Origin of the sequence: Paraburkholderia bryophila, assembly GCF_013409255.1 — a bacterium.
GTDB lineage: Bacteria > Pseudomonadota > Gammaproteobacteria > Burkholderiales > Burkholderiaceae > Paraburkholderia.
The window spans coordinates 4,172,669-4,185,979 of record NZ_JACCAS010000001.1 but is presented as its reverse complement, the minus strand read 5'-3'; the positions used below and the strand labels follow the sequence as shown (position 1 = coordinate 4,185,979).

The following is a 13,311-nucleotide window of genomic DNA, read 5'->3' as shown; positions in this document are numbered from 1 at the left end:
CTCGCTGCAACTCGTGATCTGGACCTCAAAAGCATAGCATGTCCCCCTCGACGTGACCGCGCCATGCGCGTTAGCGGTGACCTGCGGCAATCCGCGTTGTGACGGGCATGCCCGCTACGCCGGCCTTTGCTCATAGCGTTCATCGCGCGGACACCGCGGACAAACGGGCACGCGGGCTGCATTTAATTTTAAGACAGGTCCCATATCCGCTTGAAGCGTGAATTTTTAAGATTGCTCTATTGCGCTTCCGCGCCCTTCACGCGCCAAACCCTTCGCCATGGACACCTCCCCTGCCCTCGAAACCTTTGCCGTCGCACTCGCGCTGCTTTGTGTCGCGCTCGTACCGGTTGCGATTCGCCGCGATCCGGGTCTGGCGCGACGTATCGTCAGGATGGACGGCCTGCCGCTCGCGCGTTGGCCGAACCTGCTGACGCGGGTCGGCTTCGCCTGTCTGCTGGCGTCGTTCGCGCTGTTTTTCGTCACCTGCTATTACATCCTCGAAGGTCCGGGCCACTGATCGGGCGGCGCCCCGCCGCTTTCAGTCCGCCCCGACCTTCGCGGCTCCGTTGACCGCCACATTGGCTGCGCCGCCACCCGCCGCACCTTCCACCTTGTAGCCATCCGTCAGCGTCTTCAAAAACGCCACCACGTCCTCGATCTCGGCCTCGTCGAGCGACGGCTTGTCGCCCGGCTTGCGATCGAACGGCGGATCGGTATTCAGATTGACCCAGTAGCGCGGCGGCAAATCGTCGAACTTCCGCACTTTGCCTTTTGAAACCGGATAGAACTTCTCCGGATTCGTATCCCGCTGGGCATAGAAACGCACCACCTGATCGAGCGAATGATAGATGCCGTTGTGGAAGAAGCTCTTCTTCAACGCGACGTTGCGCAACGTCGGCGTACGGAAGATGCCGCAAAACTCCGCGCGTCCGCCGAGATCGGTGCGCTCCGGACCGCAAGCGCCAAGATCGTAGAAGTGCGGGTCGTGATTCACCGTTAACGCGCGATTGCGTGGCACGCCGATCGCGATCAGGCCGAAGTCGCTGAACTGCGGCGGCGCGCCGTCTTTGGTGCGCTGGCTGATGTGGCAACTCGCGCAATTGCCTTTCTGTTCGTCGGTGAAGACTTGCAGGCCGTGCAATTCGGCTTTCGTCAGTTGCGCTTTGCCCGCGAGATAGGCGTCGTACTTGCTCGTGTAGGGATAGAACAGCTCAGGCGTCTGCTCGAAGGTTTCGAGCGCTTGCAGCACGGCGTTGAAGGTAGCGTCGTCGTTGTCGAAAATGTGTTCGCCGAAAGCCTCGCGGAACGCCTCGGCATACGGCGCGGCCTTGACCGCGGCGCTCACCTTGGCCGGCGTACTGCCCATTTCGAACGACGACAACAGCGGAATCCGCGCCTGGTCGCGGCCACGGTCGACCCGGCCGTCCCAGGTCAGGCCGCCGGTCGGGCCGGCGTCGACGCTTTCGTCGCCTTCGTCGTCGGACTCGTGATAGTGCTCGGCGAACGCCGGCACCGATTGCAGATACTTCAGCGTCGGCGCAGCGCGCATTCCCGTGCGATGCATGTCGTTGCCGCCCAGTTGCACCGACAACGCATTGCCCGGCGAGAACGCATGGTCGGGACTATGGCACGACGCGCAAGCGAGCTTGCCGGAGCCGGAGAGCGACGCGTCGAAAAACAGTTGCTTGCCGAGCGCCGTCATCTGCTGGACGGATTTGTAAACTTGCGCGCGGGTCTGGCCGGCATCGTGAGCGGCATTCTGAGCCGCCACCGGGACCGCGGACGCCGCGCCAGGCACCGCCGCCGCGCCGGCTTCCACCTTGACGCCGGGACTCGCCGCGGGCGTGCCCGCGTCGCATGCGGCGAGGCTCAACGTGACGCCGACGAGCGCGAACGTGATCGCGAGCGCCCCGCCGATTCCCTTGCCCACAGCCGACTCCGCGCACCGCCACGCCCCGAGCCGAACCGCCGTTTTCCGAATTCCCGCGAGACCAGGCCGCATATGAATGATGTGAATTGCCGATAGTGAAGTCCGCGAGCATATTTCATTTACATGTCGCTTAAATGACATATACCCGACGAAAATACCAACAAAGAAGCAATTCGTAATTAATTACATCTTTCTGTCAAATTCCCCGGCCAAACTTTCGCCGGCGGTCATCCGTGTAAGGAAATACAGGAGGCCCGCGTCCCCAACGCGTGAGAGAGAAACCACATCCAATGAACAAAAAACTGATCTGCGCGACGCCTATCGCGATCGCAGCAGCGTTGAGCCTTTATGCGTGCGGCGGCAGCGACATCGCTCCGCAACCGGACATTACGTCGATCAAGACGGTCGTGGTGATCTACGCGGAAAACCGCAGCTTCGACAACCTGTACGGCAACTTCCCCGGCGCGAACGGCCTGCAGAATGTGTCGGCGGCGAACTCCACGCAGTTGGACCGCAACGGCACCGTGCTGGCGACGCTGCCGCCGGTGTGGAACGGCCTGACGCAAACCGGCGTAACGCCGGTGATCACGCAGGCCATGACTGCGAATCTGCCGAACAGCCCGTTCGCGATCGACGATCCGAAGGGCTTCAACACGCCGATCACCGCGACGACGCGCGACCTGTATCACCGGTTCTACGAGAATCAGATGCAGATCAACGGCGGCAAGAACGACAAGTTCGCCGCGTGGGCGGATTCGGGCGGCCTCGTGATGGGCCACTACACGCTCAATGCCGACAAGCTGCCGCTGTGGAAAGTCGCCCAGCAATACACGCTGGCCGACAATTTCTTCATGGGCTCGTTCGGTGGTTCGTTCCTGAACCACCAGTGGCTGATCTGCTCGTGCACGCCGACCTATCCGAACGCGGACAAGAGCCCGGCGGCCGCGTCGATCTCCTCAGTGGAAAGCGACGGCGTGACGCTGAAGCTGGCGACGAATTCGCCGGCTTCAGCGATCACCGGCGCGCCCAAGTACGTGCTGTCGGGCAACCTGACGCCCGACTTCTACGCGATCAACACGATGCAGCCGCCGTTTCAGCCGAGCGGCAACAAGGCGGCATCGGGCGGCGACGCGACGCTCGCCGATCCGACCCAGGCCACCACGCTGCCGGCGCAGACGCAGCAGCACATCGGCGATCTGCTGAGCAAGGCGAATGTGTCGTGGGCGTGGTACGGCGGCGCGTGGGGCGCGGCGGTGTCGGCGGCGCAAACCGGCACGGCGAACGTGATCTACGGCGCGAATCTGACGGCGCCGAACTTCCAGCCGCATCATCAGCCGTTCAACTACTTCGCCGATCTGGCGCCGGGCACCACGAACCGCGCGCAGCATCTGCTTGACGGCGGCATGGCCGGCTCGGAGTTCATCAAGGCGATCGACGCCGGCACCTTGCCGCAAGTATCGTTCTACAAGCCGCAGGGCAACCTGAACGAACACGCGGGTTACACCGACGTCGCGTCGGGCGATCAGCATATCGCCGACGTGATTTCGCATCTGCAGAAGAGCCCGCAGTGGAACAACATGCTGGTGGTCGTGACCTACGACGAAAACGGCGGCTTCTGGGATCACGTCGCGCCGCCGAAGGCCGACCGTTGGGGTCCGGGCACGCGGATTCCGGCGCTGATCGTTTCGCCGTACGCGAAGAAGGGTTTCATCGATCACACGCAGTACGACACGACGTCGATCCTGCGTTTCATCACGCACCGTTTCTCGCTGCCGACGCTGCCGGGTATCGCGGCGCGTGACGCGGCGCTGGTCAGCAACGGCAGCAAGCCGATGGGCGATCTGACGGCGGCGCTGAATATCAAACAATAAGCATGGCGCGCGGTAAGCAACGGTCGCGCGGTGATGCGTGACGTTTTCATGGGCAGCTTCGGCTGCCCATTTTTTCGGGCTTAGCTAGCCGCGTGACGGTGATCCGGATTGTCGTGCGACGGGTTTTCACGAGCGGCGTATGCTCGTGCGAAGGCGCGATCTTTGCCGTTTTTTTGTGGCGCGGCGCTTATCCAATCTGTCTCAACTTGTCTTGACCTGCCTCGATCCGTTCTTCAACCCGCGACAGGCTCGATCACTTCTCCAGGAGTTCGACAGCATGACTGAAAGAACCATCAAGGTCCCCGGACCGGATCACCCGATCACGATCGAGCCGGCGAACGCGCGTGTTGTAGTGACCGTGGCCGGCCAGCAGATTGCCAGCTCGGACAACGCGCTGGTGCTGCGTGAAGCCGCGTATCCGCCGGCGTATTACATTCCGCGCACGGACGTCGAGATGGCGCTACTGGAACGCACCGAGCACGCGACGTATTGCCCGTACAAGGGCGAATGCGCGTACTACAGCATTCCGCTGGGCGGCGAGCGGACGGTGAATTCGGTGTGGACTTACGAGGCGCCGTATGCGGCGGTGAAAGAGATCGCGCAGCATCTGGCGTTTTATCCGGATCGTGTGGATTCGATCGAGGTGCAGGCCAAAGCGTAGTGACGGTGCGCGGACAGCCATGCTGATCGCGAAGCGGAAACCTGGTACGGCAGGAGGGACTCGAACCCACCACCCTCGGCTTAGAAGGCCGATGCTCTATCCAGCTGAGCTACTGCCGTAATGAAGAGAGGCGACGCTACACCAACATGCCGCTGGCATCGCCTGCAATGACAACCCGTTCTCGGGCTCTGGAACCTGCGCTGAACTTCGCAGCAGGATTCGTGGACAACTGAAATTCTAACTGACGACGCCGGAGACCGGAAATCTCACGCCGCGCACCGCGGCCAGAATGAGCCGGAACAGCGCCTTCACGTCATAAAAACAAACGGGCCCGGCAGCAAACGCAACCGGGCCCGGATTATAACCGATCGGTCCCCACACGCCAGCATGCGGCGGCAGGCACCACGAACTCCATCAAACCGGTTGCGGATGCAGCATGAACCAGCCGAGGAACAGCGCCCCGGCAATCACGCAATACACACCGAACGAAGCCAGACGTCCGCGGCCTTCGAAATAGCGCATCAGGAAACGCACGCTCAGATACGCGGCGATCGCGGTCAGCACGCCGCCCAGCAATGCGTCAGCCAGTTGATCCGGCGCATGGAACAGCTTCGGCAGTTCGAGCACGCCGGCCGCGAAGATGATCGGCGTGCCGAGCAGGAACGAGAACTCGGCGGACTTCTCAGCCGTCAGGCCGGCCGCGTTGCCGGCGATCATCGTCAGGCCGCTGCGCGAGAAGCCAGGAATCAACGCGCCGATCTGCGCAAGGCCGACAAAGAACGCCTGGCGGAACGTCAGCTTCTCCGGCGCCAGATGCGTGCGCGACCGCTGCAGACGATCGCCGAACCACAGCAGCACACCGTTGACCATCAAAGCGATCGCCACGATCCGCAGGTCGTGAAAAATCCGCTCGAGGTGTTTTTCCAGCAGCAGCCCGACCAGACCCGCCGGAATCGTGCCGATGATGAGCGCCCACATCATGTGCGCGTCGTCGTTGCGGCGCCCGCCGAACGACGCGAAGAAGCCGCGCACCAGCGCGCACCAGCGCTTACGGAAATACCACAGCAGCGCGAACGCCGTCCCGAGGTGCAACGCGACGAGGAACGGCAGCAACTGCGGCGCGTGCTTGTCGATATGCATACCGAACAACGCAGGCACGAGCAGCGTATGGCCAAGGCTGCTCACCGGAAACAGTTCGGTGACGCCTTGCAGCACGCTCAGGAAAATTAGAAACGACAGGTTCACGCGGCGGTCCTTGTAAGGAAAAAGTCAGGGACAGCGCGCCGATCAAGGAAAAAACCGGCGCGTCAGAAGCGCACCGATTATGCCTGGCTGCAATGTCAGCGCCAAGCGTTTGCACCGCATTCGGACAAAGTTTGACGCATCGCGTCACAACTGGAAACCGTTGTTACGCGATGGCAAAAGAAACGGGCCGCGCGCAGCGGCGGCCCGGTGATAGTGAGAATTGAGCGGAGCCTGGCCTAGCGCTCGAGCTTGTAGAAGAAATAGACCGTGCTCGCCGCGAACATACCGAACAGCGCCACACCCATTGCCATTGCGAGATCCATCGTGCCTCCTTGAGCCGGTCGCATCCGGCAGACGAAAGTCACCGGACAGTGCGACGATTATCGGCAAGGATGGCCCTTGCGCGACACCCGCAATTTCCCGAGAAGGGTTTCCCCGTAGCGCAAAGCAGAGCAAAATCATCCTCTCGCGTGGCGCCATACGGCGCTTTCCATGCTCACCGCGTATGAGCGCGGCGCAGTTCCCGCCACGTTCAGTCCGTCCTCAACCTTTTACCGAACCCGCCATCGACCATGCCTCTTTCCCCGCAGCAGGACATTCTCGAGATCGCTCAGGACGCCTCCGTGCTCCGCTTCGCGCCGCAAGCAGGCGGCCGTCTGATGTCGTGGACCGTCGACGGTGAAGCCGTGATTCACTGGCCCGAGCACGCCGACTGGAGCCAGCCGGCGAGAATTCGCGGCGGTAATCCGTTGCTGTTTCCTTTCCTCGGGCGGCATCGGGTGGACGGCAAGATCGGCTATTGGCGCGACGCCGAAGGCACGGTCCGCGAACTGCCGATGCACGGCTTCGCCCGCGACCTGCCGTTCGAGGCGCACGCCGACGTGCACGGCGCCGGCCTGCGCATGGTCCTCGCCGACAGCGCGGCGACGCGTGGCGGCTATCCGTTCGGCTTCCGTTTCGAAGCGGCTTACACGCTCGTCGACGCGCATACGCTGGAGGTCACGTTCACCACCTCCAATACCGGCGACGCCCGTCTGCCCTACTACGCCGGTCATCACTTCTATTTCACGCTGCCGCACACGCAGCGCGGCGAGACGTCGCTGGAACTGCCGCGCACCCAACGCTGCCATCAGCAGGACGATGGCTCGATCAGTGCGTTCGAGCCGGGTGACGCCCGCTACACGCTCGACGAGGCACGCATTCTCGACCGCTTCCATTGTCTGGACGGCGCGCCGGATCAACCGGTGCGGCTTGTCGCGCCGGGCCTGAACCGCGTCGTCACGATCGACCTGCAGCGGCCGGGTTCGGTGCCGTGGTACGCCGTGACCACGTGGACCGAAGCCGCGGACTCGGACTTCTACTGCGTCGAACCGTGGCTCGGACTGCCGGACGCGATTCACAACGGCATGGGTTTGCGCTGGCTGGAGCCAGGTCAGACCGAGGTCGCGACGCTGCGCATCAGCGTCGGCAAGCTGCGCTGATCGGCTCGTTCCACCGGCCCGCGCGCCGCCCACGGCCGTCGCGCCACCCGTTTTTCGGATGGTGCAGCGCAAAACCGTTAGAATCGGACGCTTTGTATCCACCTGCCACGTGATCGGGATCGGCGCGCGGCAGCGCTTTGCGAGGTCCAATGCTGGGAACAACAAGAATGATGAAACGACTCGCCTGCGCGTCGTTGCTGGCGCTAGTCGCCGCTTGCGGGTCGGCGCCGGTGGCGCCGGGCTTTTACCGGGTCGAACGGGGCGATACGCTGTCGAAGATCGCGCGCAGTAACCGGCAATCGGTGCAAAGCATCGTGCGCTGGAACAACCTGAACAACCCGGACAGTATCGAAGTCGGCCAGGTGCTGCGCGTCGTGCCGGCCGGCGGCACGTCGACGAGCGGCGCCATCCGCAGCAGCGGAGGCGGCAGCGCTTCGGCCACGCCGCGCTCCGCTCCGGCTCCGGTCGCGGCGGATAGCGCACCGTCCGCGGCGCCGGCCTCGAGCATCTCGCTGGTCTGGCCGGCCGACGGGACGGTGATCCGGCGCTTCGACGGCAACAACTCGAAGGGCATCGACATTTCGGCGGCGGCGGGCACGCCGGTGATCGCCGCGGCGGCGGGCACCGTGGTGTATGCCGGTAACGGCTTGCGCGGTTACGGCAACCTGTTGATCATCAAGCACAACGCCGAGTACCTGACCGCCTACGCGCACAATCGGGCGCTGATGGTGAAGGAAGGTCAGTCGGTCACGCGCGGCGAAAAGATCGCCGAGATGGGCGACACCGATACCGACCGCGTGATGCTGCACTTCGAACTGCGCTACCAGGGCCGCTCGATCGACCCCTCGCGTTCGTTGCCGCCCCGATAAGCGCGCGATCGGGCACGCTATCTGCAACCGGGGTCAGGGAACCCGGCGCGCTTTAAAACGCCCAATCCGACACAAGGCGTGGCCTCAGGCCACGTCCTCCTCCGTTATCTGTAAGGAATTTGCCATGAAGAGCGCATTGGCGTCCGTCGCATCGGCCGCGGCGATCGGTCTCGGCCTGTTGAGCCTCGGCAGCCTCAGCGGCTGCTCGAGCACCACCACCATGACCTATCTGCCGAGCGGCGACACCGGCTTCGCGATCAACTGCAGCGGCAGCGACGCAAGCTCCAGTTGGGCCGAGTGCTACAAGCGCGCGGGTGAAGTCTGCGGCAACTACGGCTACGACGTCGTCTCGAAAGACGTCGACAACGGCGCCACCTCGGGCGGCACCGTCGGCGGAATTTTCGGCGCCAACGTGAAAAACCGGTCGATGGTGGTTCGCTGCAAGCAGTAAGCGACTTGAATGGCGGCGCGTGTGAAACCGCTTTGAATCCGCTATGAAGCCGCTATGACCCACATGAATCCCGTTGAAAAAAAGCCCGGCACAAGGCCGGGCTAACGGGGGTTCGGCGCATATCGGCAAAGGACCGGTTCACCATGCGCCAGAACGAAATCTAACAACCCGTCTTTACTAGCGCAATCTATTAATTTCGTCGTCAATGTGACACGACGCACGGATTCCGCATTACGTGAACCCTAAATGTCGGAAATAAACAGGATCATTTCGCCTTCAATCGCGGCGACAAATGATCTGGATATTGCGCGTCTAAATCCGTGAACCGCCCGCCCAGCGCTGCTTGACAGTCACTCGCCGGAATCCCGCCGAAAAGCCTGAAGAAAGGCGGCTGTCCGATTCCGGCTAACGCACCAGGCCCAATCCCGCCATTCCGCGCACCGTATGGCTTTAGTGCGCCACCGCACCATGCCGACGTATTAACCGATATTCAACCCATTCGAATAACGCGAATTCAATTCATCACAGGAAAATTCGCGAATGGCGAAACTATTAAATAGCTTTAAATCTCCCGACGAATTGCAAGTTGAAAATCGGCTGACATAATCGATTGATTCAATCCAATGATATGCAGAGACACGCAATCCTTCAAGCTGGCCGAATGGCTAATTCGACCGGCGTGAAAGCGCGCTCACAACACCCGCAGACCCAGCTCCGTGATCAGCACCGCAGCCTGGCTATGCGAAATCGTCGCGCCTTTGAACAGCGCCGCGTCGACCAGACGCACGCCGCTCAGGTCCGCGTCGCGCAGATCCGCGCCGTCAAAACGCGCGCCCTTCAGATTCGCGTCCCGTAGACTGCCGCCGTCGAAAATCGCCTCGCGGAAATCGACGCCAGCGAGATCGGCGTCGGAGAAATCCAGTTGCTGGAGCGTGGCTTTGCGAAACGACAGGCCGCGCAAGTGCGCGCCGACCAGCAAGGTTTCGACGAAGCTCAAGCCCAGCGCCGCGCACGCCTCGAAATTGGCGCCGGTCAGCTTGCAGCCGCGAAACGACGCCGACGCGAGCTTCGCGCGCCGCCAACTGGTGTTGTTCAGATCACTGGACTGGAACGCGGCATCGACCAGATCGGTCGACCCAAAATCGGCCTGACGGCCGCGGCAACGGACCCAGCGGGTATGCGACAGCGCCGCGCCGAAGAATGAAGTTTCGACGATTGTGCAGCGCTCGAATTCGGCGCCGCGCAGATCGAGCCGCGACAGATCGGCGCCTTCGAAATCGCAGTCGGTGAAACGCAGCGGCGCGCGGCTTCCGGCGGCGTTAGCGGCGTGATTGGCCGCGATCAGTTGTTCCACTTCGGCACGCGTCAGTGTGGCGTCGCTCACTGCCTGCGTTTGCGCGCCCGTTGCCGGCGCCGTTGAGTCCAGTGACATGAAGGTTCAGAATCAGTTTCGAGAAACCCAAAGCGTACCGGAACGCGTGCCGCCCTGGCGGCTTACGCCAATGGTTTATAGTGACGGCCCCGTCAAACCCCGCCTTACGATGACTTCCAACGACGCCACCCACAGCCCGCTCTACGCCACGCTGCTCGCCGAAACCGCCAAAATCGGCTGGTCTGAACTCGAACGCTTTTTTGCGAGCGGCATCCTGCTGCGCGTCGCACGTGACCTCGATCTGGTAAGCGTCGCCGAAGCAATTGCGAGCGACAACACTACGCAAGTCACGCAATGGTTGTCCGCCGGGCTCCTCGAACGCGTGCAGGCAGAAACCGCCGCCGACTTCGCCGCGCGCGACCCCGATCTGTGGGCGGTGGTCGTCTCGCCCTGGGTGTGCGTGCAGGAACGCAGTTGAGCGACGGCGCGAAGGAAGAGCCTCTGGCGCGCGCCGCGGCGACAGTCCCGTTGGGACTTGATCCGACGGCGCCCTCCCTGGCGGCTGCGTCGAGCGAAATCCCCTCGCTGACACCCGCGCGCGCCCCGACAGCCGCCGTCCCGGTCCACTGGCATCGTCGCGTGCTGACGCTGGCGTTCCCGATCGCGCTCGCCAATCTGACGCAACCGATCCTCGGCGCGGTCGACACCGCCGTCGCCGGTCATCTGGACGGCGCCTCCTACCTGGGCGGCGTGGCGCTCGGCGGGCTGTTCTTCAGCTTCGTGTTCTGGGGCTTCGGCTTTTTGCGCATGGGCACCACCGGCCTCGTCGCGCAGGCGCACGGCGCGGGCGATCAGGCCGCGCTGCGCAACGACGTGGTCCGCGCGCTGTTGCTGGCGGCCGCGATCGGCGCACTGGTGCTGTTACTGCAGGCGCCGCTGATCGACTACGCGTTGCGCGCGCTCGGCGGCAGCGACGCCGTGCAGCGCCACGCGCGACTCTATTGCCACGCGCGCATCTGGGCCGCGCCGCTCGCGCTCGGCAACTACGTCGTGCTCGGCTGGCTGCTCGGTACGCAGCGGGTGCGGCTTGCGCTGCTGTCGCAGGTGTTTATCAATAGCGTGAACATCGGCGCGGTGCTGTTGTACGTGTACGGATTCGGCTGGGGTGTGGCCGGTATCGGCGCGGCCACCGCGACCGCGGACGCGCTCGGCTTCGTCCTCGGCGCCGCGCTGCTGTGGCACGGCAGGCCGCGCGGTCTGCCCGCATTGAACCGCGTCGCGCTGTTCGACGCGACGGCGCTCAAACGGCTGGTGGTGCTCAATCGCGATATTTTCGTGCGCACGCTGTGCCTGCTGTCGTCGTTCGGCTGGTTCGCGCATCTGGGCGCCGCTCAGGGCGACGCCACGCTCGCCGCCAACGCGCTGCTGCTCAATTTTCAGACCTTTATGGCGTATGGACTCGATGGCTTCGCGCACGCCGCCGAAGCGCTGGTCGGCGCGGCGATCGGCGCACGCGACCGGCATGCCGTCGCGACAGCGATCAAGGTGACGGCGCTCTGGTCGGCGCTGGGCGCGCTCGGTTTTTCGCTGGTGTATTGGGGCGCGGGGACATGGATCATCGAACGTCTGACCGATCAGGCCTCGGTGCGCGCGGTCGCAGAAACTTATCTGCCGTGGGCCGCGCTCATGCCGGTGATTTCGGTGTGGGGTTTTCTGCTCGACGGCGTGTTCATCGGCGGGACCCGCACGCGGGCGCTGATGATGTCGATGGTGGTGTCGTTCGCGGTGTTCGTGGCGGCCTCCTGGGCGCTGCTGGCCTGGCACGGCAATCACGGCTTGTGGGCGGCGATGTCGATCTTCATGGCCGCACGCGGCATCACACTGGCGCGGTATCTGCCCGCGATGTTGCGTGGAATACCGTCGCCTCCCGTTACGGCTTGAAACAAGCGCACACATATCCCGCGCGAAGCTCGGCCTAGAATCACCGCAGCCCGCGCGCTTCGCGCGAACACTCTGCACGGGTCAGAAGCGCTGGCGTGCCCGCGCCGGCGCTTCGCCTTTCCTTTGCTGACCGGAGCGATCACCGCCCGTCTCCTCGCCCCGAAGAGATTTCGTCACCACGCCCGAAGAGCAGGACGCTTAACAAGGCTCGCCTGAACGCAGCTCCCGCTCAAGGCGCGAGCGGTGCAGGCACCATCGTGGGCGGACGGTTGTCGGTCGGCACGCCGTGGTAGTCCGCCGGATCTTGCGGCGGCGGGCCACCGTGATGGCCGGACGGATCGTTCGCGCAGCCGGAGAGGCCAGCTAGCAGCAGCAATGCAATCATCGGAACGCGGATCATGAGGCGATAGTCTCTCGAATCGGAATGAAGTAACAGCAACCCGGCATGCGGCGACGATGAAAATCGGGCCGCCAGCCGGCGCGCCGAGAGTCTACCTGCAAAGCGGTTTCGACGACGCCTCAACCCGCGCGCCAGCCCTCCCATTTTGCGATGCGTGACCTACTATAAAGTCACGGCCGCATGTCATAGGAGACTGCCATGGACGCTGAATCGATCGCGGGTCTGGTCGGACTCGCAATAGGGCTGCTCGTGCTGCTCGCACTGTCCATTTTCGAATCGAGAACCTATCGGCGCGAACACGACGGCGAAGGCATGCTGCATCACTGGGCTCATGCGCACGCGCATAGGCCGAACTGGATGCGTCGCCGGCATTGAGACGCTGGCTGCGCTCTGTCTCTGTCTGACGCGTTGACGCACTGGCGGTCGCGACTGTGTCGCGGCGGGTGCGTCGCGCTTTCTTCTTGTCTTGCATCGCATCTCAACCGTTGAATGCGTTGGATTTCGATGCGCGCGACAGAAGTTCTGCTGGTCGCGTTGCGCCCCTTCTTGTCCGCCCTGCCGGAACATCAGACGCATTAGGCACATGCTTTGCTGAATTGCTCCCTGCAAGGGACGCGCACAACGCGTCGACTGTCCCGGCGCTGATGCGCCGAACCATCCGGACTATGCGGCCCAGCCATCCCGAGGGCCCGACAGGGAGAACTCGAATGACCATCGGAACCATCCTGCTTATCGTGCTCATCCTGCTGCTGATCGGCGCGTTGCCGAGCTGGCCGTACAGCAGTGGCTGGGGCTACCGGCCGACTGGCCTGCTCGGCGTCGTGCTGATCATCGTGATCGTGTTGCTGTTGATGGGACGGATATAAGGCTGCGTGTTTGGCGCAGTCTTTGGCCCCTTTGCACGCTCATTTCAGCCCGACGCAATTGGGCATTGACTCTGGCACCCAATGCCGCGTAGAATCCCGGCTTCGTCGGAGCGTAGCGCAGCCTGGTAGCGCATCTGATTTGGGATCAGAGGGTCGAAGGTTCGAATCCTTTCGCTCCGACCACGAAAAAGCAACACGAAACCCGCGTAGCCTTCGGCTTCGCG

The 13,311-nt window shown here is 63.3% G+C and carries 15 protein-coding genes and 2 tRNA genes; 11 read left to right on the top strand and 6 right to left on the bottom strand.

Annotated elements, in window-relative coordinates:
* Positions 1-277 precede the first annotated feature (277 nt).
* Positions 278-517 carry a hypothetical protein gene (locus tag GGD40_RS18810; RefSeq protein WP_179703580.1) on the top strand — a complete coding sequence of 80 codons (240 nt, stop codon included), beginning with the start codon at positions 278-280 and terminating at the stop codon, positions 515-517.
* 21 nt (positions 518-538) lie between these two features.
* Here the strand turns inward: GGD40_RS18810 and GGD40_RS18805 are convergent, their stop codons facing one another.
* Complete coding sequence (locus tag GGD40_RS18805) at positions 539-2,002, bottom strand: cytochrome-c peroxidase (protein ID WP_179744523.1); 1,464 nt, start codon at positions 2,000-2,002, stop codon at positions 539-541.
* A gap of 218 nt (positions 2,003-2,220) precedes the next feature.
* On the opposite strand from GGD40_RS18805, the gene GGD40_RS18800 reads away from it, so the two are divergent.
* Positions 2,221-3,801: an acid phosphatase gene (locus GGD40_RS18800; RefSeq protein WP_179744522.1), complete on the top strand. Its 1,581-nt coding sequence runs from the start codon at positions 2,221-2,223 to the stop codon at positions 3,799-3,801.
* 277 nt (positions 3,802-4,078) lie between these two features.
* Entirely contained in the window at positions 4,079-4,462 is a 384-nt protein-coding gene (locus GGD40_RS18795; RefSeq protein WP_035547171.1) for a DUF427 domain-containing protein, read from the top strand.
* 42 nt (positions 4,463-4,504) lie between these two features.
* Here GGD40_RS18795 and GGD40_RS18790 read toward each other — a convergent pair.
* From GGD40_RS18790 to GGD40_RS36685, 3 genes are all read right to left on the bottom strand, one after another.
* Positions 4,505-4,581, bottom strand: a tRNA-Arg gene (locus GGD40_RS18790).
* Between the two features lie 295 nt (positions 4,582-4,876).
* Complete coding sequence (locus GGD40_RS18785) at positions 4,877-5,707, bottom strand: undecaprenyl-diphosphate phosphatase (RefSeq protein ID WP_179744521.1); 831 nt, start codon at positions 5,705-5,707, stop codon at positions 4,877-4,879.
* Positions 5,708-5,943: 236 nt separating this feature from the next.
* Positions 5,944-6,054, bottom strand: coding sequence for a UDP pyrophosphate phosphatase (locus GGD40_RS36685; RefSeq protein WP_218900929.1), 111 nt, complete (start codon positions 6,052-6,054; stop codon positions 5,944-5,946).
* A gap of 225 nt (positions 6,055-6,279) precedes the next feature.
* Between GGD40_RS36685 and GGD40_RS18780 the strand changes: the two genes are divergently transcribed.
* The 3 genes from GGD40_RS18780 to GGD40_RS18770 all read left to right on the top strand — a co-directional run bounded on the left by GGD40_RS18780 (position 6,280) and on the right by GGD40_RS18770 (position 8,508).
* Positions 6,280-7,188 carry an aldose epimerase family protein gene (locus tag GGD40_RS18780; protein ID WP_179744520.1) on the top strand — a complete coding sequence of 303 codons (909 nt, stop codon included), beginning with the start codon at positions 6,280-6,282 and terminating at the stop codon, positions 7,186-7,188.
* Between the two features lie 149 nt (positions 7,189-7,337).
* On the top strand, positions 7,338-8,057 hold the full coding sequence (locus tag GGD40_RS18775) for a peptidoglycan DD-metalloendopeptidase family protein (protein ID WP_179744519.1): 720 nt from the start codon (positions 7,338-7,340) through the stop codon (positions 8,055-8,057).
* Between the two features lie 124 nt (positions 8,058-8,181).
* Positions 8,182-8,508 carry a hypothetical protein gene (locus tag GGD40_RS18770; protein WP_179703576.1) on the top strand — a complete coding sequence of 109 codons (327 nt, stop codon included), beginning with the start codon at positions 8,182-8,184 and terminating at the stop codon, positions 8,506-8,508.
* A gap of 691 nt (positions 8,509-9,199) precedes the next feature.
* On the opposite strand, the gene GGD40_RS18765 is transcribed toward GGD40_RS18770, so the two are convergent.
* On the bottom strand, positions 9,200-9,940 hold the full coding sequence (locus GGD40_RS18765; RefSeq protein ID WP_179703575.1) for a pentapeptide repeat-containing protein: 741 nt from the start codon (positions 9,938-9,940) through the stop codon (positions 9,200-9,202).
* Between the two features lie 109 nt (positions 9,941-10,049).
* Here GGD40_RS18765 and GGD40_RS18760 point away from each other — a divergent pair, with 109 nt between their 5' ends.
* Together GGD40_RS18760 and GGD40_RS18755 are read left to right on the top strand one after the other, a co-directional pair.
* On the top strand, positions 10,050-10,358 hold the full coding sequence (locus GGD40_RS18760) for a DUF2288 domain-containing protein (protein ID WP_179703574.1): 309 nt from the start codon (positions 10,050-10,052) through the stop codon (positions 10,356-10,358).
* 98 nt (positions 10,359-10,456) lie between these two features.
* Positions 10,457-11,821 carry an MATE family efflux transporter gene (locus GGD40_RS18755; RefSeq protein WP_179744973.1) on the top strand — a complete coding sequence of 455 codons (1,365 nt, stop codon included), beginning with the start codon at positions 10,457-10,459 and terminating at the stop codon, positions 11,819-11,821.
* Between the two features lie 229 nt (positions 11,822-12,050).
* Here the strand turns inward: GGD40_RS18755 and GGD40_RS18750 are convergent, their stop codons facing one another.
* Positions 12,051-12,221, bottom strand: a complete 171-nt coding sequence (locus tag GGD40_RS18750) for a hypothetical protein (protein WP_179744518.1) — start codon at positions 12,219-12,221, stop codon at positions 12,051-12,053.
* 198 nt (positions 12,222-12,419) lie between these two features.
* Between GGD40_RS18750 and GGD40_RS18745 the strand changes: the two genes are divergently transcribed.
* The 3 genes from GGD40_RS18745 (at position 12,420) to GGD40_RS18735 (ending at position 13,270) form a co-directional block, all read left to right on the top strand.
* Positions 12,420-12,596, top strand: a complete 177-nt coding sequence (locus GGD40_RS18745; protein WP_176058502.1) for a hypothetical protein — start codon at positions 12,420-12,422, stop codon at positions 12,594-12,596.
* 332 nt (positions 12,597-12,928) lie between these two features.
* Positions 12,929-13,087, top strand: coding sequence for a DUF3309 family protein (locus GGD40_RS18740; RefSeq protein WP_035547187.1), 159 nt, complete (start codon positions 12,929-12,931; stop codon positions 13,085-13,087).
* Between the two features lie 106 nt (positions 13,088-13,193).
* Positions 13,194-13,270: transfer RNA gene (locus GGD40_RS18735), tRNA-Pro, on the top strand.
* The last annotated feature ends 41 nt before the right edge of the window (positions 13,271-13,311 follow it).

What these genes read in the sequence shown, in the direction of transcription:
- GGD40_RS18770 (WP_179703576.1), top strand. Translation starts at nt 8,182, where the DNA reads ATGAAGAGCGCATTGGCGTCCGTCGCATCGGCCGCGGCGATCGGTCTC.
- GGD40_RS18765 (WP_179703575.1), bottom strand. Translation starts at nt 9,940, where the DNA reads ATGTCACTGGACTCAACGGCGCCGGCAACGGGCGCGCAAACGCAGGCA.
- GGD40_RS18805 (WP_179744523.1), bottom strand. Translation starts at nt 2,002, where the DNA reads ATGCGGCCTGGTCTCGCGGGAATTCGGAAAACGGCGGTTCGGCTCGGG.
- GGD40_RS18750 (WP_179744518.1), bottom strand. Translation starts at nt 12,221, where the DNA reads ATGATCCGCGTTCCGATGATTGCATTGCTGCTGCTAGCTGGCCTCTCC.
- GGD40_RS18795 (WP_035547171.1), top strand. Translation starts at nt 4,079, where the DNA reads ATGACTGAAAGAACCATCAAGGTCCCCGGACCGGATCACCCGATCACG.
- GGD40_RS18760 (WP_179703574.1), top strand. Translation starts at nt 10,050, where the DNA reads ATGACTTCCAACGACGCCACCCACAGCCCGCTCTACGCCACGCTGCTC.
- GGD40_RS18745 (WP_176058502.1), top strand. Translation starts at nt 12,420, where the DNA reads ATGGACGCTGAATCGATCGCGGGTCTGGTCGGACTCGCAATAGGGCTG.
- GGD40_RS18780 (WP_179744520.1), top strand. Translation starts at nt 6,280, where the DNA reads ATGCCTCTTTCCCCGCAGCAGGACATTCTCGAGATCGCTCAGGACGCC.
- GGD40_RS18810 (WP_179703580.1), top strand. Translation starts at nt 278, where the DNA reads ATGGACACCTCCCCTGCCCTCGAAACCTTTGCCGTCGCACTCGCGCTG.
- GGD40_RS18740 (WP_035547187.1), top strand. Translation starts at nt 12,929, where the DNA reads ATGACCATCGGAACCATCCTGCTTATCGTGCTCATCCTGCTGCTGATC.
- GGD40_RS18775 (WP_179744519.1), top strand. Translation starts at nt 7,338, where the DNA reads ATGCTGGGAACAACAAGAATGATGAAACGACTCGCCTGCGCGTCGTTG.
- GGD40_RS18800 (WP_179744522.1), top strand. Translation starts at nt 2,221, where the DNA reads ATGAACAAAAAACTGATCTGCGCGACGCCTATCGCGATCGCAGCAGCG.
- GGD40_RS36685 (WP_218900929.1), bottom strand. Translation starts at nt 6,054, where the DNA reads ATGCGACCGGCTCAAGGAGGCACGATGGATCTCGCAATGGCAATGGGT.